Source organism: Brevundimonas sp. (assembly GCF_019636155.1).
Classification (GTDB): Bacteria; Pseudomonadota; Alphaproteobacteria; order Caulobacterales; family Caulobacteraceae; genus Brevundimonas.
On sequence record NZ_JAHBYB010000004.1, the window covers coordinates 222,029 to 239,602 of the forward strand.

The 17,574-nt window shown below is 65.3% G+C and carries 18 protein-coding genes; 10 read left to right on the top strand and 8 right to left on the bottom strand.

Annotated elements, in window-relative coordinates; translation table 11 throughout:
- Positions 1-84 precede the first annotated feature (84 nt).
- Positions 85-2,136 carry a ParB/RepB/Spo0J family partition protein gene (locus KF910_RS06805; RefSeq protein WP_292259850.1) on the bottom strand — a complete coding sequence of 684 codons (2,052 nt, stop codon included), beginning with the start codon at positions 2,134-2,136 and terminating at the stop codon, positions 85-87.
- A gap of 565 nt (positions 2,137-2,701) precedes the next feature.
- Between KF910_RS06805 and KF910_RS06810 the strand changes: the two genes are divergently transcribed.
- Positions 2,702-2,884 (top strand): hypothetical protein, encoded by a 183-nt coding sequence (locus KF910_RS06810; protein WP_292259851.1) that lies wholly within the window; start codon positions 2,702-2,704, stop codon positions 2,882-2,884.
- Positions 2,885-2,937: 53 nt separating this feature from the next.
- Here KF910_RS06810 and KF910_RS06815 read toward each other — a convergent pair whose 3' ends face one another.
- The 4 genes from KF910_RS06815 to KF910_RS06830 are packed head-to-tail and all read right to left on the bottom strand — an operon-like array spanning position 2,938 to position 9,743.
- Positions 2,938-4,134: a Wadjet anti-phage system protein JetD domain-containing protein gene (locus KF910_RS06815; protein WP_292259853.1), complete on the bottom strand. Its 1,197-nt coding sequence runs from the start codon at positions 4,132-4,134 to the stop codon at positions 2,938-2,940.
- Positions 4,131-7,565, bottom strand: a complete 3,435-nt coding sequence (locus KF910_RS06820; RefSeq protein ID WP_292259855.1) for an SbcC/MukB-like Walker B domain-containing protein — start codon at positions 7,563-7,565, stop codon at positions 4,131-4,133. Before KF910_RS06820 ends, KF910_RS06815 begins: the two co-directional genes overlap by 4 nt.
- Complete coding sequence (locus tag KF910_RS06825) at positions 7,562-8,236, bottom strand: DUF4194 domain-containing protein (RefSeq protein ID WP_292259856.1); 675 nt, start codon at positions 8,234-8,236, stop codon at positions 7,562-7,564. The genes KF910_RS06820 and KF910_RS06825 overlap by 4 nt, the downstream gene beginning before the upstream one ends.
- On the bottom strand, positions 8,226-9,743 hold the full coding sequence (locus KF910_RS06830) for a Wadjet anti-phage system protein JetA family protein (protein WP_292259857.1): 1,518 nt from the start codon (positions 9,741-9,743) through the stop codon (positions 8,226-8,228). Before KF910_RS06830 ends, KF910_RS06825 begins: the two co-directional genes overlap by 11 nt.
- 311 nt (positions 9,744-10,054) lie before the next feature.
- On the opposite strand from KF910_RS06830, the gene KF910_RS06835 reads away from it, so the two are divergent.
- From KF910_RS06835 to KF910_RS06845, 3 genes are all read left to right on the top strand, one after another.
- Positions 10,055-10,570, top strand: coding sequence for a hypothetical protein (locus tag KF910_RS06835; protein WP_143105856.1), 516 nt, complete (start codon positions 10,055-10,057; stop codon positions 10,568-10,570).
- A 140-nt stretch (positions 10,571-10,710) separates the two neighbouring features.
- Entirely contained in the window at positions 10,711-11,406 is a 696-nt protein-coding gene (locus KF910_RS06840) for an SIMPL domain-containing protein (protein ID WP_201102979.1), read from the top strand.
- Positions 11,407-11,631: 225 nt separating this feature from the next.
- Positions 11,632-12,389, top strand: a protein-coding gene (locus KF910_RS06845; protein WP_292258833.1) for an IS5 family transposase whose coding sequence is annotated in 2 segments (ribosomal slippage) — positions 11,632-11,974 and positions 11,974-12,389 — 759 coding nt in all. Because the reading frame shifts where the segments join, the coding sequence is not laid out codon by codon here.
- Here the strand turns inward: KF910_RS06845 and KF910_RS06850 are convergent.
- Both KF910_RS06850 and KF910_RS06855 read right to left on the bottom strand, forming a co-directional pair.
- Entirely contained in the window at positions 12,356-12,736 is a 381-nt protein-coding gene (locus KF910_RS06850) for a hypothetical protein (RefSeq protein WP_292259863.1), read from the bottom strand. The genes KF910_RS06845 and KF910_RS06850 overlap by 34 nt on opposite strands.
- A gap of 7 nt (positions 12,737-12,743) precedes the next feature.
- Entirely contained in the window at positions 12,744-13,265 is a 522-nt protein-coding gene (locus KF910_RS06855; RefSeq protein ID WP_323805458.1) for a MerR family transcriptional regulator, read from the bottom strand.
- A 361-nt stretch (positions 13,266-13,626) separates the two neighbouring features.
- Between KF910_RS06855 and KF910_RS06860 the strand changes: the two genes are divergently transcribed.
- Both KF910_RS06860 and KF910_RS06865 read left to right on the top strand, forming a co-directional pair.
- Positions 13,627-13,842, top strand: coding sequence for a GDCCVxC domain-containing (seleno)protein (locus KF910_RS06860; RefSeq protein WP_259555015.1), 216 nt, complete (start codon positions 13,627-13,629; stop codon positions 13,840-13,842).
- Between the two features lie 94 nt (positions 13,843-13,936).
- On the top strand, positions 13,937-14,284 hold the full coding sequence (locus tag KF910_RS06865; RefSeq protein ID WP_292259868.1) for a hypothetical protein: 348 nt from the start codon (positions 13,937-13,939) through the stop codon (positions 14,282-14,284).
- Positions 14,285-14,342: 58 nt separating this feature from the next.
- On the opposite strand, the gene KF910_RS06870 is transcribed toward KF910_RS06865, so the two are convergent.
- Positions 14,343-14,969, bottom strand: coding sequence for a site-specific integrase (locus KF910_RS06870; RefSeq protein WP_292259870.1), 627 nt, complete (start codon positions 14,967-14,969; stop codon positions 14,343-14,345).
- 152 nt (positions 14,970-15,121) lie between these two features.
- On the opposite strand from KF910_RS06870, the gene KF910_RS06875 reads away from it, so the two are divergent.
- The 4 genes from KF910_RS06875 (at position 15,122) to KF910_RS06890 (ending at position 17,512) form a co-directional block, all read left to right on the top strand.
- Positions 15,122-16,150: an IS110 family transposase gene (locus KF910_RS06875; RefSeq protein ID WP_292259872.1), complete on the top strand. Its 1,029-nt coding sequence runs from the start codon at positions 15,122-15,124 to the stop codon at positions 16,148-16,150.
- 361 nt (positions 16,151-16,511) lie between these two features.
- Positions 16,512-16,649: a hypothetical protein gene (locus KF910_RS06880; RefSeq protein ID WP_292259874.1), complete on the top strand. Its 138-nt coding sequence runs from the start codon at positions 16,512-16,514 to the stop codon at positions 16,647-16,649.
- Positions 16,650-16,850: 201 nt separating this feature from the next.
- Complete coding sequence (locus tag KF910_RS06885) at positions 16,851-17,144, top strand: autorepressor SdpR family transcription factor (RefSeq protein ID WP_292259876.1); 294 nt, start codon at positions 16,851-16,853, stop codon at positions 17,142-17,144.
- Positions 17,141-17,512, top strand: a complete 372-nt coding sequence (locus tag KF910_RS06890) for an ammonium transporter (RefSeq protein ID WP_292259878.1) — start codon at positions 17,141-17,143, stop codon at positions 17,510-17,512. The genes KF910_RS06885 and KF910_RS06890 overlap by 4 nt, the downstream gene beginning before the upstream one ends.
- Positions 17,513-17,574 lie beyond the last annotated feature (62 nt).

The window sequence follows — 17,574 nt, forward strand, 5'->3', positions numbered from 1 at the left end:
TTGACCGGCGTCCGCTAGGCGGCGCCGACAAAAAAAGCCGCGCGCCCCAAAGGGCGCGCGGCGAGTTTTCGGACCTGCCGCCGTCTATTCGGCGGCAAACCGGTAGGTGTCGTCATCGGACGGCGGCGGCGCCGTCGCCTCGCCTTGCGGCTCCGGGGCGTCCGGATCGACCGCAGGCGCCGTCCGCAGCACGGGCGGCAGCCAGCCCCTGCCCTCGACCAGCCGCTCGGCGGCCTCGGCCATGTCGCCCTTCTTGAACCCGGCGATCCGCCCGGCTTCTTCCGGCGTCGTGGCCTCGGTCACCGCTTCCAGCACCCGCGCCTTGGACACCCGCGAGAAGTAAGATGCAGCGGTCGCGGACCACGTCCCGGTCATATCCAGACCGGTCGCCGTCGCCAGCGTCTCGGCGTGGGCCAGCGCATCCGGTTTGCGGTCGTGGGGGTCGCGCACGGCATAGAGGCCCACGCCCGCGCAACAGGCCATGAGGTCCAGCAAGTCCGACGGCGCCATGGGCGACAGCACCGCCCAGAGGTCGCGGGCCTCCTCCGGGAGCCGCGCGCCCCACGCCTCCAGCCGGTCGGCCACGCGCCGTCCGGCGGGACCGTCGCTGACGCCGGGCGCCAGCCGCTCCAGACCGGTCACGCTCAACCGCAGTTGCAGCGGCGTCCACGTCCCCCAAGCGGGATAGAAGACCTGCAAGGCCAGCGCGTGGACCACGACCGTCAAAGCCACATTCACGTCGGCCTGAACGGCGTCGCGAAGCCCCATGGTCCGATGGGCCGTCAGGTCGATCAGCAGCCGCTCGGACAGGGGCGCCAGACCCTCGTCGGCGTCCGGCTCGGGCGCGGGAGGCGTCTCGGCCTTTCCTTCGCCTTCGGTCCACCCCTCCGGCGCCTCGGGATCGGGACGACGCGTCTCCACGGCGTCCTCGGCCCGGACCAGACCCCGCTCGAAGCGGGCCAGTCCGTCGTGGCCGAGCAGCACCATGAGCCCGGCCCGCGCCTTGGCCTCGGCGGGGTAGTCGAAGTCTGGGCCGAAGGCTTGCAGGGCCTTGTCGATCTCCTCCAGCCGGGCGTCCACCTCGGGGGGCAGCATGTCCGCCGCATCCGTCTCGGAGACGAGCCGGTCGTACTCCTCCGACAGGGCCGTGATCCGCGCGGCGTCCGCCTCGGAGCGGACCACCTCGACCGGGTAGACCCGGCCCAGGGCGGCGGCGTCCTGATAGTCCGCCCCGGCTTCGGCCCACTTCCAGCCCTCGCGCTGACGGGCGTCTTCCGCCAGCCCGGCCAGCTTGTCGCCGACCAGCCGGTCCAGCAGAACGGGGTCGTCCAGCCAGCCGCCGCCGTCCTCGGTGAACAGGTCGCGCAGGACCGTCCCGCCCTCGGCTTCATAGGCCTCGATGCCGACGAAGCGGACCCGCTTGTCGTCGGCCCGGACCTTGGCCTCGGTCATTGCCCGCCGGATCGCATAGACGGGCGTGTGCGGTCCGCACTGTTCGAACACCTGACGCTGGCGCTCCTGATCCTCGCTGACGCAGAAGGCCATCAGCTGGTCGAGCGCCAGCGTCCCGTCGCGATAGGCCGTCATGAGTTCGGGCGCCGCCGCTCCGAGCCTCAGCCGTTGACGGACGGTCTGCGCGGACACTCCGAACCGGGCGCCGATCTCCTCGGGACCATAGCCCCGCTCGTCCGCGAGCCGCTTGAAGGCCTCGAACTGATCGGCCGGGTGCATGGCCTCCCGGGTGACGTTCTCATCCAGACTGATTTCGTGAGCGTCATTTTCCGTGTCGACCGTCACCTTGACCGGGTGAGTCCGCTTGATCGCCTTGCGCTTGGCCAGCAGCCGCAGGGCCTGTCGCCGCCCCTCCCCGATGGTGACGAGGTATGCGCCGGTCGCGGCGCCGTCCTCGCCGCGCTCGATCTCGACCACGGGCGGCTGCAACAGACCCTTGACCTTGATGGAGGCGGCCAGCGCCTCGATCCCGGCCTCGGTGTGCTTCACCTTCCGGGCGTTCTTCGGCGACGCCTTCAACCGGTTCAGCGGAACCACGATCTCCGCGCCGTGTCCCGGCTCCTGATCCGCTGCGGTCGCGGCGGCGTCAGCCGCCGCACGGGCTTGGGTGGATTGAGCAGTCATGTCTGCCTCCTTTGGGCATGGGTTGCAGGCACGCGGACCGCGCGCCTGAAACCCTGCCCGTCGGCGAGACCGGGGTAGCAAGGGCCAGGGCGGACCGGCCGGAGGGGGATCGCCCGGCCTGCACAAGCCTGACCCTTGGGAGGGCCATGCCCTCGTCGCCGGCGCGGAAGGCGGGGGAGACCGGCCGATCCGGCGGCGCAGCCGCTTCACCCTGGCCCGCGCGAGGGCGGAGCCCTTAGCCCTTCCTTGCACCGCATGCGCTTGTTCGCGGCGTTCTCCGGTCGGCGATGAACGGGTGTGTTGCTCCTTCCCATTCGCGCTGTAGTCTGGGGGTGACGGGTTCCGGGACGATAGGGGCCGATCGGGAGCCGGGGGACGTTCAGGCGTCGGCGGCGATCCGCTCCGAAACACCGGGCTTCCTCGCAGAAGTTCCAGGCCCGTCCCCCATTCGTCTTCGCGGAGGACCGCCCTGACCGAAGACCTCTCCGATGAAGAAGCGGAGATCTATCAGGATCTGGCCGGGCGCGCCGGCGTGGTCGCCAGGCGCCTGCTCGCGGAGCGAGGCTTGATCTATCTCGAGGATCTCGATCCCGAGGCGGCCCGCGAACTCCTGAGAGCGGCCTGGCGGGAAGCCGCCCGCGAGCGGTTCTCCGGCCTGGATATATCCGAGCTGGACGCCGAGATCGACGCCATGGTCGACAGCCTCGTCATGGTCACGTCCGCCCCGGATGGCGTGCGGCTTCACTAGCGGGTGAGAAGGCGCGCCGTTCCGGTGCATCGCACCGCTGAGAGCGACCAGTTCTAGGCGCCTGGGTCTTCTGGACGTGACGGCGCCACCCCCTCCTGCTCAAGCTCCCATGGCGTTTCCATTCGCGCCATCGCATCCCAGAGCGGGGCGATAGCGCTTCCCTGGGCGGCGCCGACGGAGAGCCGCCTTCGTTGAGGGTCGGGACGACCGCGTTCGCGAAGGAGCTCAAGGCTCATCAGATGAGGTCGCAGCTTGCGGCCCTCCGCAGCCAAGGCCTGCTCGAGCGATCGGAAAATGCGCAGTCCGCCCGGGTCGATGTCGCCCCAGTGATAGACCGTCGGCTGGCTAAGGCGCGCGAGGCGCAGGAGGGCGGCGAGGACGGCGCGGGAGGGGAAGCCGCTGGTGTAAATGACCAGCCCTCCATCGTCTCCCGCGCATTCGCGCGAATGTCGGATGAAGGAGGTGTAGTTTTCGATGGTCAGAAGGTAGGCCGGAGGCGCGCCCGGGCTTAGATGTTCGGCGACTGCTCCCGGGAACCCGAGATACTCAGCCCGCGGGAGGACCGCCCCATCAAAGGCGACCGCTCCGCTGATGAGCACCGGCGCGGGCAGACGCTCCACTCCGTAAAGTGCGACCACATCTTCCGGGATCAGATCGGCCAGCCTCGCGGGGTCGTCGGCCTGAAGCAAGGCCGCCACCGTCACAAGCGTATCGGCCAAGGCCTTGCTGTCCCCCGCCGCATCCCGGGAGAAGCTGCGGTAATCGATCTGGCGGACGCTCTCGTTGGTTTGCGAACGGCGTCGAAGCGCCCGCGCCAGCCGCGCCGCCTTGTCGAGACGGTCGGTTTGGCCGGGCCTCAGCCCGAGAATGGTCTTGTGCCTCGCCCACCCCGCTTCGATCCGGGCGATGACCGATGCGAACCCGGCTCCATCCGCCTCCTCCGGGACGGAGGCGACAGCGGCGGCTGCGCCCTCCCGGGAGGGTGTGCGTCCCAACACCTGATAGACCACTTCGGGGTCGACGAGCCGCACCGTCCGAATGTGCTCCACGCCGCCTCGGCGGGTCCGAACGAGGCGCAAACCGCCCTTCCGCTCGACGGTCCCGAGGACGGCGAGAAAGGCATCCCAGTCAGCCACTGAATGAAAGCGGTCCTCGTCGATCCGCGCCGTCGCCGCCGCGCTGCCAGCCTGGCGTTCGTGACGGTCCAGCAGCCCGTGCAGGAGCGCGACTGGGTCCAGGGTCTCCGTCATTGAGCGGGCAAGGGCGCGGCCGCCATCTCTGCGATCAGATCCTCATCCGTCCTGTTGCGCGGATTGGCCCGCCTGAGGGTTTCATGGACCAGCGGCTTGATGCGCGCCGACTCCGCGGTGACCGCGTCGCCGAAGCGGTAGACGTCGATGACGCTGTCCAGATTCTCGAAGATGACCGAACGCTTTTCCGGCGGCGCGGCCACCACCGCCTGCAGACCGATGTCGCGGTAGAAGTCCAACAGGATGCGTTGGTTCGAGCCGTCCATCTTGCTGAACGCCTCATCGAACACGGCCAGACCGATCCCGCGTTCGACGCCGGGCGTAACCCGCCGTCCGTGATAGATGCTGGCGAGGGCGGCGCCGATGATGACGTAGAAGGGGACCTGGAGTTCAGCGCCGCTCGCCACACCGCGCCGCCGGTCGAAGCTTGTCTGCCGACCGGTGGCCACGTCCTTCATCCGGAGCTCGAAGGCGTAGTAGTTGCGATAGTCCTGGTAGATCGTGAAATCGAGCGTTTCGTCCTGCATCAGGCGCTCGACCTCCTTGAGCGCGAGCGCGTGCTTCTCGTCCCGAGGCTCACCCCGACCGAACAGCGCCGCGAGCACGTCTTCGTCGGACTCGCTGTCGCGGGCGAGGCGGTACAGCGCGTCGAAGGCGGGTTTGATCTCCCAGTGGACCGAGTAGACTTCGCCGTGAAGCGGCCGGGATTGCAAGGCTGCGTTCAGCGCCAGCATCTCGCTCCTGAGACCGCTGAACCGACCGTTCAGTTCATGGACGAAGGACGTCCGGAAGAGATGGCTCACTTCCTCGGCCGCCCGGTCGGCCTGGTCGCGATACTGGATCAGCTGATTCCGCTCGAGAAGAGCGATGCCTTCCTCGAGCCAGGGCATGATTTCCGCGATGATGCGCGCCTGGGGCTCAGGGACCGATGCGGACCCGAACTTCACGCGGAAGCGACCGAGGTCGACGCGCAGCGCGCTTTCGACCTCTCGATATTGAGCAACAAGCGTCTCGGCCTCCGCCGCCTGATCACGGGCGATCTTCTCCGGACGACGGCCCGCTCTGAGCGCCGCGTAGGCCTGTCGCACCGGAAGGAACGCTTCGCGGCCCGGAAGCCGCTGGCGGAAAGTTCGCCACCTCAGGGCCAAGCACAGCCTTGAGCCTGGCTGGGCCTCGCCGCTCTCGAGACGGCGTTGGAGATCCTGGAGGGTCTGGCCCAGTGAACCGCGCTGCTCGACCAGGGCGAGCCTTTCCCCTTCCGCCATCTCTTGACGCCGCCGCGCCACCGCCAGCGCTTGCTCAAGCTCCGGATCGACGTTCGCCGCCAGATCGGCCAAGCGTCGTCTTCGGTCCTCCGCCTTCTCCTCGGCGTCGGCGATGCTGAAGACGAGGGTATCGAGGCGATCGGCCGCCTCTACCGGGCTGGAGAGGTCTTCCAGTCGCCGCACCACGTCATCGATGAAGGCGACGTTCGCATCGTGTTTGGACAGGATGGCCGTCAGGTCTCGGATCTCATCGGTGAGGCGAGCCTGCATGAGGCCCGCGGCGGCGCGGCCGATCTTGAGGCCTTGCGGATGAAGAACCTCGACGACCAGGCCGCTGTTGTAGGCGCCGTCCCGCATAATGGCGCGCGGGCCGGCCATCAGTTCCTCCTGCGTCTCGGCCAGTCGCACCGAACCGGCGCGCTGGACGACGAAGGCCATGGCCAGGCCGTCCTCACTTCTGAACACCGAGGCGAGAGACCCTGGCGTCGCTTCACGAGCCGATCCCTGGAGCTTACGCGTGTTGACGACCCGGCACCCGCGGAAGGCGTCTCGTCCGGCGCGAAGAATCTCGACCGCACGTGAGGCGTGCTCCGGCGCTACGATCACCGCTTCCCGGTCTCGGCCCAGCAGGGCCTCCGCAGCATTGCGCCAGCTTTCGTCGGTCAGACTGACAGCCTCACATACGGCGCGGGGCTCCATTCCCAGCGAAGCGAGCTTGGCCATGAGCGCTTCCGTTCGCGGGTCCAGCAAGGCCGCGCCCTGCTGGCTCTTGCCGAGCTGGGCTTTCGCTTCCTTCAGCTCGGCGCGGATGCCCTCCCTTGCTCCGATGCGGCTGTTCCGCTCTTCGCGCACGCCTTCGATCTTCTCAGCCGCGATGGTCGCGGCCGTGCTCAGCAGCGTTTCCATCCCGGCCGGATCCTGCGGCCAGTCGGGGGGATTGCGGCCTTCGCTCTGCTTCTGAATCGCTTCGAGCGTGGACGTGAGCTGACCCAGCCGGAGCGGCTGCAGCAGCGCCCTCTGGTCGAGGAGAGACACCCCGCGGGCGGCGCGGAGAAAGCGCGCCTGAAGGCGGCCAAGGAGTTCGGCCCGTTCCTTCAGGGCGAGCGTCATTTCGCTGTTCAGCACGGCCTCCTCCGCACCGCGACCCTGCGCCTGAATCTGGGCCGTCAGGGACACGACGAGATCCTTCGCGAGCGCGAGTTCTGCTTCGCAGCGATCAAGATCCTCCTCGACCCGCCGGCGTTGGTCCTCGGCCTCGCGATGCGCTCGCAGATTGTCGAACAGGGCTCCGCCCGCTTCGATCACCTGAGCAAGCTGTTCGACGCTGCGGGCGATCTGTTCCCGTCGCAGAAGATCCTCGAACGAATCCGCCTGCATCTTGAGTTCACGAAGGGCGGCAAGCCTGTCCTCCAAGTCGTGAATGTCCTGCTGAATCTGGCGGTAGCGCTGGATGGACGCGCGGAGCTCGCCAATGTCGATGTCGTTTTTTTCCAGCAGATAGGTCTGAACGAAGGCTTCGACGGACGGGATGTGGTGGAATGACAGGGCGAGGACGAACGCCCGTGCAAAGCGCTCGGGCTCGGACCGCTGTCCCTTGGTGAACAGCAGACGCATGTATTCTCGGATGAAGTCACGTGCCTTGGTCTGTCGCCGGAGTTCGTAGCCGCCCGCTGCGCAGGCCGCCTCCAGCCTCTGTTTCACGACTGGCCACTCCGCAGAACGCGCGACGCCATCCACCTCCTCGACAAACAGCGCGGAATCCGCGCGAACGCCCTCGGCGACATATCGCCCGAGGATTACGGCGTTGTCGCGAGAGGTCGCTTCCACGCAGAGGCCGAGAGTGACCGGAGGGCGATCTCCCTCCGCGTCTTCGAACGTCAGGGCGATGTGGGTGATCGTCTGATCGCGCAGGCTCACGCCCTCGTCCAACCGTCCAAGGCAGTAGCTCTGGAGCGTGCGCTCTGAACGTCCGGAGCCCTCACCGGCGGAACGATTGTATCTGTAAAGGCTGGCCGCCCCGCCCGACATCACCGTCTGGATCAGGTCGATCAGGGTCGATTTTCCGGACCGGTTCTCACCCAAAATCGCGCCGTTGCCGACGATATCAAGGTCGGCTCGGGCCAGCAGATGCCACTGAACCAGGGCGATGCGGCTGAGGGTCATCATGCGGAGACCTCCACCTCAGCCCGATCGGCCTCGGGAGCGGCAGGCTCCTCATCGGCATCGTCCTCGACGACATCCGGTCTCTGAAGAAGCTGCTCAAGCGAGGTGAGGAAATCGTCGCCGGCCACTTCGCTGACCAGCGCCCGTATCGTGAGTTCGCGGTCCTGCGCCTGATCATCTTCCGGACCGAGCCGTACTATGGCGCGCCGTTCGAGCGACAGCAGGACATCGCGAAACTCCCCGACCTTCAGCGCCGGTCGCCGAGCTCGCGAGACTGTTTCCTGATAGGCGTCGTAGGCCGCGTTGAGGGTCAGCAGAACACTGGCATGAGGCTGTATGTCGCCGTTCTGGACCTCTTCTTCCCAGAGCCTGCGCAGGACGAGCAGGACCAGAGAGTCCTCGATGCGCATCCTCGGCGCCGTGATCCGGTCGAGGTCCGGGAAAAGCCCGGCCCAGCCCTCACTTTCGCGCACGACCAGCCGGTAGCCGGCAACATCGAAATAGTCCCTGAGCAGGGTGACGGCCGCCGCTCTTCGCAGCGTCTCCATCAGCCCGGCTGCGCCGCGGTCGTCGATATGCAGGAACTGGTGACGAAGCAGGTGGGCGATGACCTGGGTGACACGCGCGTACAGCCGAGCGTCTTTCTCCTCCAACTGTTGAAACTCAATCAGCATGCGAGCGCTCCAGCGTGATGGCGTCGGTCTTGCGCCGGACGATGAAGCCTCGGCAGGCGATCCACTCATTGTCCACGAGGTCTCCCTCCCTGGTCTCGAACTCGAAATCCTGAGACAGGGCGGTCAGCAGTCGTTTCGCGGACTGGCCGCCGTCCGCGCCAGCCACGGCGACGCGAAGCGCTTCGAAGGCGAGGAAATCATCGAGATCGCCAATATGGAGATCGCTCGCCGCCTGGCTCGTCAACGGAAGCACTCGCCGTTCAAGGAAACGCTGTACCTGCGCCGGACGAACATTGAGGCGGTCGAGGTAACGCCGCTGGAGGTCGCGGCGATACATCTGCAACGGCGTCAGGCTTTGCAGATCGAGAACGCCGCTCACGACCGCCGGGCGAGCGCTTCGCGGGCGGGCGAGCAGGAATGGAGACAGGAACTCCCTCTGCGCCTCCATGGTCCCCGTTGCTTCGATGGCGACCGACGTCTGTAGCAGGCGATCGAGGAGGATCACGACGCGCTCGCTTCTCTGCAAAAAGCCGCCCGTCTGGCGACCGGCGTATCGGACCGTGTTCCTCAGTCGGGTTTCCAGGCGGCCCCGATGCTGCTGGATGCGCCGGAAGGCGTCCTCGATCCGGTCGAAAACCGTTCGGATCGTCAGCAGATCGTCCTGGACCACCGCTGACGCATCCCGAATATCCTGTCCTAGGCGGGCCTCGAAATAGGCTTCGGCGAGGGCGTCCATGTCCATGGCCGAATCCTCGATCGCCTGAATGGTCTCGAAGATGTGGTGCCGAAATCGATAAGGATGCGACGTCGTCGAGATATCGGCGTAATCGCGGAGCAACACCTGCTCGACGAAGTCGTGGAAGTAGTACTTGAGCCGCTCTTCGACGCTTTGGCTGCCCATCACCTGACGGTCGACGTCTCGCAAGGCCGAAAGCACGCTGCGAAGGTAGCGGCCGAAGGCGGCCGCATCCTTGGCCGCCTTGTTGACGCCCAGCGCACTGTCCCGCGCATTGACGCGCGCGGCGTCCAGCGCGTTCTTGACCTGAACCACCAGACCGCCGACCTGCTCGGAGACCCCCTGGGTCAGACTCCAGAGAAACTCAGCCAGCCGCAACGCGCCGGCCGGCATGTCGACGGTGACCTTCAGCCCGTAGCGGTTCTCGTCGAGCCATCCGGTCTGGAGCAGGCGATTGTAAATATGGCGCGCCCGCGCCATCGCCTCCCCGCTCGCCTCCGCATCCGCGGTCTCGGACCGACGTCGTCTGAGCCGTCGCGATCCTCGAACGGAAAGGGTGTCGAGGACGACCTCGGCCTCGTCGTCCCGCCAATGCTCGGCGTTCCGCGCGAGACTTGAATAGATGGCGCTGACCACCTCGCCTTGGGCCGGAAACAACATCTCCGCGCGAAAGAACTCGTCGTAGACGTCGAGCAGAACAGCCTCGTACAGGCGGCGATTGCCTCCCGCGAACAAGGTGAAGATGTCAGCGTTCAACGCACGAAACAGCATCGGCCCCCCAAGATTAGCTTAGGCGAAAGAGCTGCGGACGCACAACCGGCGACTGTTGTTCCCTGACCCCTCGCCGGTTGAATGCCCTGGATTGTGCGGGCCTGTCGCGCGGTTAGCCCATGGCGCTGGCGTTGGCGGGTGACGTTAGCGCCAAGACCGGACATTGGCGCAGGTGCGGAATGCGGACATTCGTGACGGGACCGGCGGAGCGTCCGCTTCCGACCCATTGCGGACATCTTCCAGCGGTCAGTTCGCCGTCCTAGGCGGCTTGATCGGCAAGAACCGGCGCAGCGGTCGTTCGTTGAGTTGTAATGCGCAACCGCGATCGCGACCGAACCGGCCTCGGCTTCTTGGCCTTGGCGATCCTCTTGTCCGCATGCGGCTCGGAGCCACGCCCTGAAACACCTGACCCGGAGCGTTTTCGACGGGTGGAGGCCGCAGGCCCGTTCTCCGTGGCTATCCCCCGAGAACTATCCCGCCTGCCTGTCATCGGCGTGGATACGGAGGTGGATGAGTTCGGCGGGGAAGGACTGCGGCTCGGTTTCTCCTATGGCATGTATGGATCGGTTCCTCTCTCAGACGGGCTCCTCGACTACTCCACCGGCCAAATGACGGTCGATGGCAGGCGGGGGGAGTGGGCTGCCTTCACACGTCCCGGCGATGTCGGGGACGGCCTTCCACATGGATGGGTCGGTCATGTCGGCACCCCGACACGTTGGGGCGAGCGTCGAGGCGAGCCCGTGGGACTGACGATCTATCTGTCTTGTAGCAGCAGGCAAATCTGCGAACTCGGCCCCGAGGTCGCCGCGACAGTTCGGTTCGAGTGACTGGCATCAGGCACCGGGACTGCTTTCGACCCATAGCGGACCTTTGATGGTGAAGGCGTGGCCTCAGGCCAGCCTGTTCTGAAACAGCCCTTCTGCAGCCATTTTTCCCCGCTTCGTTTCAGTTTCAACGGAGTGGTCTCATGAAGCGTGCCGCGATAGCCTTCCTGCTGCTCGCAGGTTGTTCGGACTCCAATAGCGCGCTTGGCCTGCCGAACGACGAGGTCCTGTTGCAGGTCAGCGCGACCGGTAAGGCTGAAGCCGCACCCGACGAAGCGTTGCTGACCCTGGGTGTCAGCACGAGCGGTGGAACCGCCGCTGCGGCCAGTGCGGAAAACAGCGTGGTCATGGGCCGCGTCACCGACGCCTTGCGGGCTCTCGGCATCACGCCTGAGAACATCCAGACTCGCTCCGTCACGCTGAACCGCATCGACTACGGTCCCGAGCGCGGACGCTACCAAGCGGCGAACATGGTCGAGGTTCGCATCAGGGATGTCGCAAAGGCCGGTCCCGCTATCGCCGCTGCCACAGAAGCGGGCGGCAATATTGTCTCGGGACCTGATTTGAGGGTGGCGGACCCGAGCGCGACTGACAACGTCGCCTACGCCGCCGCCTACCGCGCCGCACGTCTTCGAGCTGATGCGTATGCTAAGGCCGCTGATCTTCGGGTGAGGCGGGTGTTGGCGATCCGCGACGGCGAAACCAGCGTTTCTCCGATCTACAACATGCGCCAGGGACGAGAGGTGACCGTTCAGACGGTAGCGCCTCCGCCTGTGGTGATGCAGGGCGTGAATACGCGCGAGGTTCAGGTCCACGTCGATTTTGCGCTAGGCCGATAGCAGGGCGTCAGCGGTATCTGGGACCGGTGGCTCTGTCCGCTTAGCGCCCTCAGGCGAGGGTCTGCTCCCGACCCATAGCGGACGTTCCTTGTGAGGAAATCAAACTCCCTCGGCCAGCCATTCCAAGCTGATAAACATGGGGCCTAGGTGATATCGACATTCAGGATTCTCAGACGCTGAGATGTCTGATTCATAGGGCTCCGTTCGATGGACGGAGCCCTTTTGATGTCAGCCAAGCGCTACGAGTTGAGCCAGGTTCAGTGGGAGCGGATCGCGGACCTGCTGCCGGGCAAGGCGGGCGATCCTGGGCGGACTGCCGCCGACAACCGGCTGTTCGTCAACGGGGTGCTGTGGGTGCTGCGCTCGGGGGCGCACTGGTGCGATCTGCCCGAGCGCTATGGACGCTGGAAGACGCTGCACAAGCGCTTCAGCCGATGGTCGAAGGCCGGGGTGTGGGATCGGGTGTTCGCCGACCTGATCAAGGACCGTGACAATCAGTACCTGATGATCGACAGCACCTTGGTCCGAGCCCACCAGCAGGCGGCGACCGGAAAAGGGGGGCCTCGGATCAGGCTCTGGGGCGCTCCCGAGGCGGACTGACCACCAAGATCCACATGGCCGCCGACACCCTCGGCCGGCCGATCCGGTTCATCCTAACCGCCGGCCAAAGCGGCGACGCCCTGGCCGCGCCAGCCCTGCTGGAAGGCTTTCGCCCCCGCGCCGTGCTGGCCGACAAGGCCTACGATTCCAACGCCCTGCGCCAACTCATCGCCGACGCCGGCGCGCAAGCCGTCATCCCCTCCAACCGCACTCGCAAGGTGCTGATCGCCCACGACATTGAAGCCTATCGCGCTCGTAACCGCATCGAGCGTTGCTTCTCAAAGCTCAAGCACTTCCGACGCTTCGCCACCCGCTACGATCGCAGAGCCATTCACTTCCTAGGCTTCGTTCACCTCGCCGCCGCCATGATCTGGATGCGATGAATGTCGATTCCACCTAGGCCGATGTCCAAAAGCTGATGGCCGCCAGTGACCGTCTCGCCAGCCAAAACCAGATCGCCCTCAATGCGGTGATCGGCTTCCAGCACGGCTCCGTTAGGCAGATGCGACCCGCATTTGAGGTCGTAGGTCATGTGTAGGTCGATGCCGCCGTCTGGACGGTCCTGATAAGTCCCGCTCACCCGGCATCCGCCCTGATCGACTCCGACGACGCGCCCGTCCTTGAAGTGCGAGAGCATCGCCAATCCCCACGCCTCATCGTCCATGGGGTCCTGGTCTGATCCAGATTGGCGGACGCTGTAAAAACCGGGCCGGATGCTCATGATTTCCATTCATCCTCTATTGGGGGCCAGTCTCAGGCGAGCCAGCTAGCCCTTGGTCGATTGATCCCAACTGTCGGATGACAGGGCAACGAACTTCGGTGCCATCTCCACAGTCGACTACGGCCCGCTGCAGAACCTGCCTGAGTCGTGTCAGATCGCTGATCTTTGCATCAATGCTAGCAATCTGATCCTTGGCCATGTCCCGCACTTCACAGCACGCCTGCGTCTCGGCCTCGCCGACCGAAATCAAACGTCGGATGGTTTCGATGCCGAACCCCAACTCACGGGACCTACGAATGAACTTCAGACGTTCAGCGTGCTCCGTAGCGTAGCTACGGTGTCCGCCCTCGGTTCGGTCTGGAGCGGGCATGATGCCGATACGCTCATAGTAGCGCACGGTTTCAAGGTTCACCCCGGCTTGGCGGGCCAACCGTCCAATCGTCAACGTCTGTCGCTTCACACCCTTGATCCCGTAGTGGCTACGGGTTGTAGCCTCTATCACACTGGACGGAGTTTCCCATGACGACCCACAAGCCACCCCCTAATCCAGATGTTGTCGTCAGCACCTCGGCTGCTGTCGGGGGCTTTGCCTCGGTCTTCGCATGGGCCGCCTGCTGCGTCTTGCCTCTGGCTCTCTCCCTCGCTGGGGTTTCCTTTGCAGGAGCCGCGGTAATCGCGGGAGCGCGAACATGGTTGACGGCCATTGCGGCCTTCGTTTTGGTCTTGGGCTGGCTCTTGCACTGGCGGCGGGTCCGAAAGTGCCGAAGTGACGTGAGTTGCGCTCGACCATCGCGCACCGCTTTTTGGCTACTTGTTCTGGCTTCCGTGCTGGTTGCTCTCGCTCTGGCTTGGGGGCCTTTCATTGAGCCTTGGGCAATGAGACTTTTGATGGCAGCGCGATGAGCGACGGCATCCTGCTACAGTCCACCCTCACCTGTCCTGACTGCGGGCGTGTGGCTACCGAAACCATGCCGACAGACGCCTGCATCTGGTTCTACGATTGCACTGGCTGCGGGACCAAGCTGCGACCGCTACCCGGCGATTGCTGCGTGTTCTGTTCTTACGGCGACACTCCATGCCCCCCGATCCAAGAGGGCACCTCGTGCTGTGGCTAGCGAGGGGGCCGAGCATTAGGTCCGCTTTCCACCCTTAGGCGACCGTCGGCTTTCGACCCGTAGCGGTCTTCTGGAATGTCGGTAATCTGGACCGATGGAGGGTCCCGCGTTCAGCGTTGTTTGGTTCGGTTGGGCGTTCGCCTGCGCGCTGGGCGTGCGTCTAGGTTTCACCCATCTGTTCAGACCGAGGCTTGGTGATGTAGCGCAGATTGCCGCCTACGGGATGTGGATCGTTCTGCTGCTAGTCGGCGGCGCAGTCGTGAGCATCAGTGGGATGCAGATGTATGGCTTCGACGCCAACGATCCGCGCCAGATGGTTGGTTACATCACCCTCCTATATTCGCCCTTCGGGTTGCCGACTGCGTTTGGCGCACCTGCGGTCCTCGCGCTCGACCTTCTGATTGCGGCGGCGACTTGGGTAAGGAACCGTCGGGCGGTGTGAGTCCGCTTCCCACCCTTGGCGGACAGTGACCGGGCCCGCTTTCGGACCCGGCCGTGAGTCACAGATCGATCTGCTCCGACATCTCCAAGGCGTCGTCCACCTCGATACCGAGGTACCTAACGGTGCTCTCCAGCTTCCTGTGACCGAGCAGGAGCTGACAGGCGCGGAGGTTGCCCGTCTTCTTGTAGACGAGCGACACCTTCGTGCGCCTGAGGCTGTGGGTCCCGTAACCCTGCGGCTCCAGGTCGATCATCCGAACCCACCGATCGACGAGCCGCGCATATTGTCGGGTGCCGATGTGCTGACCAGGTCGGCTGCGGCTCGGGAACAGCCAGTCATCTTCGCGCTCGCCGCGGACCTTCAGCCAAGCCGCGATCGCGTCGCGCGCAGGCTCCGTGATCTCGAAAGGCACAGGCCTTCCGGTTTTCTGCTGGATGACGATCGAGCGCTGTCGAAGCGCACCGCCGGGAGCCACGTCGCTGACGCGGAGCCGAACCAGGTCACAGGCGCGTAGCTTGGCATCCAGGGCGCAGTTGAACATCGCAAGATCGCGCACTCTCTTGGCCACCTTCAACTGCTGTCGGATGGCCCAGATGTGCTTCGGCTTCAGCGGCGCCTTGGGGCCGATCAGTCGACCGGCGTTCCAGGGGCGCTTGGGTTGAATGAACAAGTCAGACTGGCGCATGGCCAACCTCCACTGAGGTCGCCTCCCTGTCGCCGGTCATTTTACGCTCCCTGCAGCTGTTCAGCGCCAGAAGCATGCGTAATCGGGCGGTCCTGCGAAGGGGCAAGCTCCCATAAGGTTCTCGGCTCAGTCCGAGATGAAGGGAGACGACGATGTTCTACGCTGCGTTGGACGTGTCGCTGCGCTCAGTGGCGGTCTGCATCATTGATGACGACGGGAAGGTCCGCCTCGAGCGATCGGTGCCGTCGGATGTGCCGGACCTGGTCCGCTGCTTGAACGAGTTCGGGGAGCCGATCCATCAGGTAAGTCTGGAGGCCGGCACGCTGACCCAGCACCTGACCTATGGCCTTCGGGAGGCCGGCTTTGACGTCGTGTGCATGGAGGCGCGGCAGGTCAACGCGGCGCTGTCGGCCATGCGCAACAAGACGGACAGGCACGACGCCCGCGGCATCGCCCAGATCCTCCGCTCCGGCTGGTACAGCCGGGTGCATGTGAAGAGCGTCGAGAGCCATCACCTGCGCGCCCTGCTGACCAGCCGCAAGGTGATGCAGCGCAAGTGCATCGACCTGGAGAACGAGATCCGGGGCCTGCTGAAGGTGTTCGGCGTGAAGCTGCCCATGCGCCTGTCGCGTGGCGCCTTCGACGTCGCCGTGCGCGACACCATCGAGAGCGATCCGGCGTTGAGCCGGGCTCTGCTGCCGATGCTGCACGCGCGGCAGATGCTGTTCGAGACCTTCATGGAGCTTGACCGGCGCGTGAGGAAGGCGGCTCACGAGGACGAGGTCTGCACCCGGTTCATGGGCATCCCCGGCGTCGGCGAGATCACCGCCCTGAGCTTCAAGGCCGCCGTCGATGATCCAGCCCGCTTCAAGAGTTCGCGCACCGTCGGCGCCCACTTCGGCCTGACGCCCAGACGCTTCCAGTCCGGCGAGAAGGACAATCCCGGCCGCATCTCCCACGCCGGCGACTCTGACGTGCGCGCCACCCTCTACGCCGCCGCCAACGCCATGCTCATGCGCTCGATCGCGTGGTCGAGTCTGAAGGCCTGGGGCATGCGGCTGATGAAGGCCAAGGGCCGCCGACGGGCCATCGTCGCCGTGGCCCGCAAGCTGGCTGTCGTCCTGCACCGCATGTGGGCCGACGGCACAGAGTTCCGGCACGGATCGGAGGCTGCGGCATGACCTGAACTACCGCACCACAATCCGATCCTGGCCGGATCGTCCCACGCGGACGACGGGATGGATGAAGCCGAAAATGTCTGCTGCGCTTCGAGCGCGACCAAAAGCGAGGCTCTCCAGACCCTGATCCCATGCATGCGTGCAGCGGCTCCGCTCGAAAGGAGCCATCCAGACTGCGAAGAGAAGCGTGACCCGCGTGATCGATCGGCCGACGATCGAAACCAGCTTGACCCCCATGCCCGATTAGAGAAGCGGACATTGGGTCGCTGCCCGGAAGCCGACGTTAGTTGAAACCGGGAACACAACATATTGGGTTAGCATTTCTAAGACGCCCAACATCTGGGGCGTGGCGATGGAGGTAATCATGGCCAAAGGTGAGCAAACGAGCGAGAAAGCCGGCAAGGCAGCGTCGAAGGTCCTTCGCGACGACCGTACCGGAAAGAACTCGAAGACTGCGGCAGGATCAGCGCTGACCCAGCGTCCAGGCAAGAAGTACGACTAGCCGGCGGGTCGTACCCGCCGGTTTCTTTGCGCCAGAATTGGACGTTGGATCACCTCCTGAGATCCGACGTTTGGTCGATTGATTGCGGACGTCAGCACGGCCGACGCAAGCTACCCACCCATCCGCCGCGGCTCAAAGTCACGTCCGAAGAGTTCGACCAACCGATTGACAATGATTAGACCGTTAGCTAATCGTCACATCATGAGTTCGGTCTTCAAAGCCCTTTCCGATCCGACCCGCCGCCGCGTCCTGCAGATGCTGCGCGCCGGGCCCCTCGCCGCGGGAGAGATCAGCGACCAGTTCGACGTGTCCAAGCCGACCATGTCCGCGCATTTCGCGGTTCTGAAGGAAGCGGACCTCGTCCACGCCGAGAAGGTCGGCAAGGCCGTCATCTATCACCTCAAGCTCTCGGTGCTCGAAGACGCGCTGCTGGGCTTCGTCAGCACATTTGAACCGAGCGCAGAGGCGTCCTCGGCAAAGGCCCCAGTCAAATGAACAAAGAGATCCTCAAGAGTCTGGCGGTCGCCTGCGCCATCATCGCCCTCGCCTTGGCCGCCACAGCCGCACGCAACGCAGGCCTGATCGAAGGCGAGACCGTCACCCGTCTAGTGATGGGAGCGATCGGCCTGATGCTGGTCTGGTACGGCAACAGAATGCCCAAGACCTTTGTACCCGCCGCGAGAGCCCGCCAGGTCCAGCGTTTCGGCGGTTGGTCGATGGTCCTGAGCGGTCTTGCCTACGCCGGACTGTGGACCTTCGCGCCGGTTTCCGCGGCGTTTACGGGCGGTTGCGCCGCCGTCGTGGCGGGGATCGCAGCGACCGTCCTCTACGGTCTCGGTCTGCGACAGAAGACGGCCGCCTGACCCCGGCGCGTCGCCCCGACCGACGCACCTTCTGCACCTCACCACTATCCATCCACCCGAGC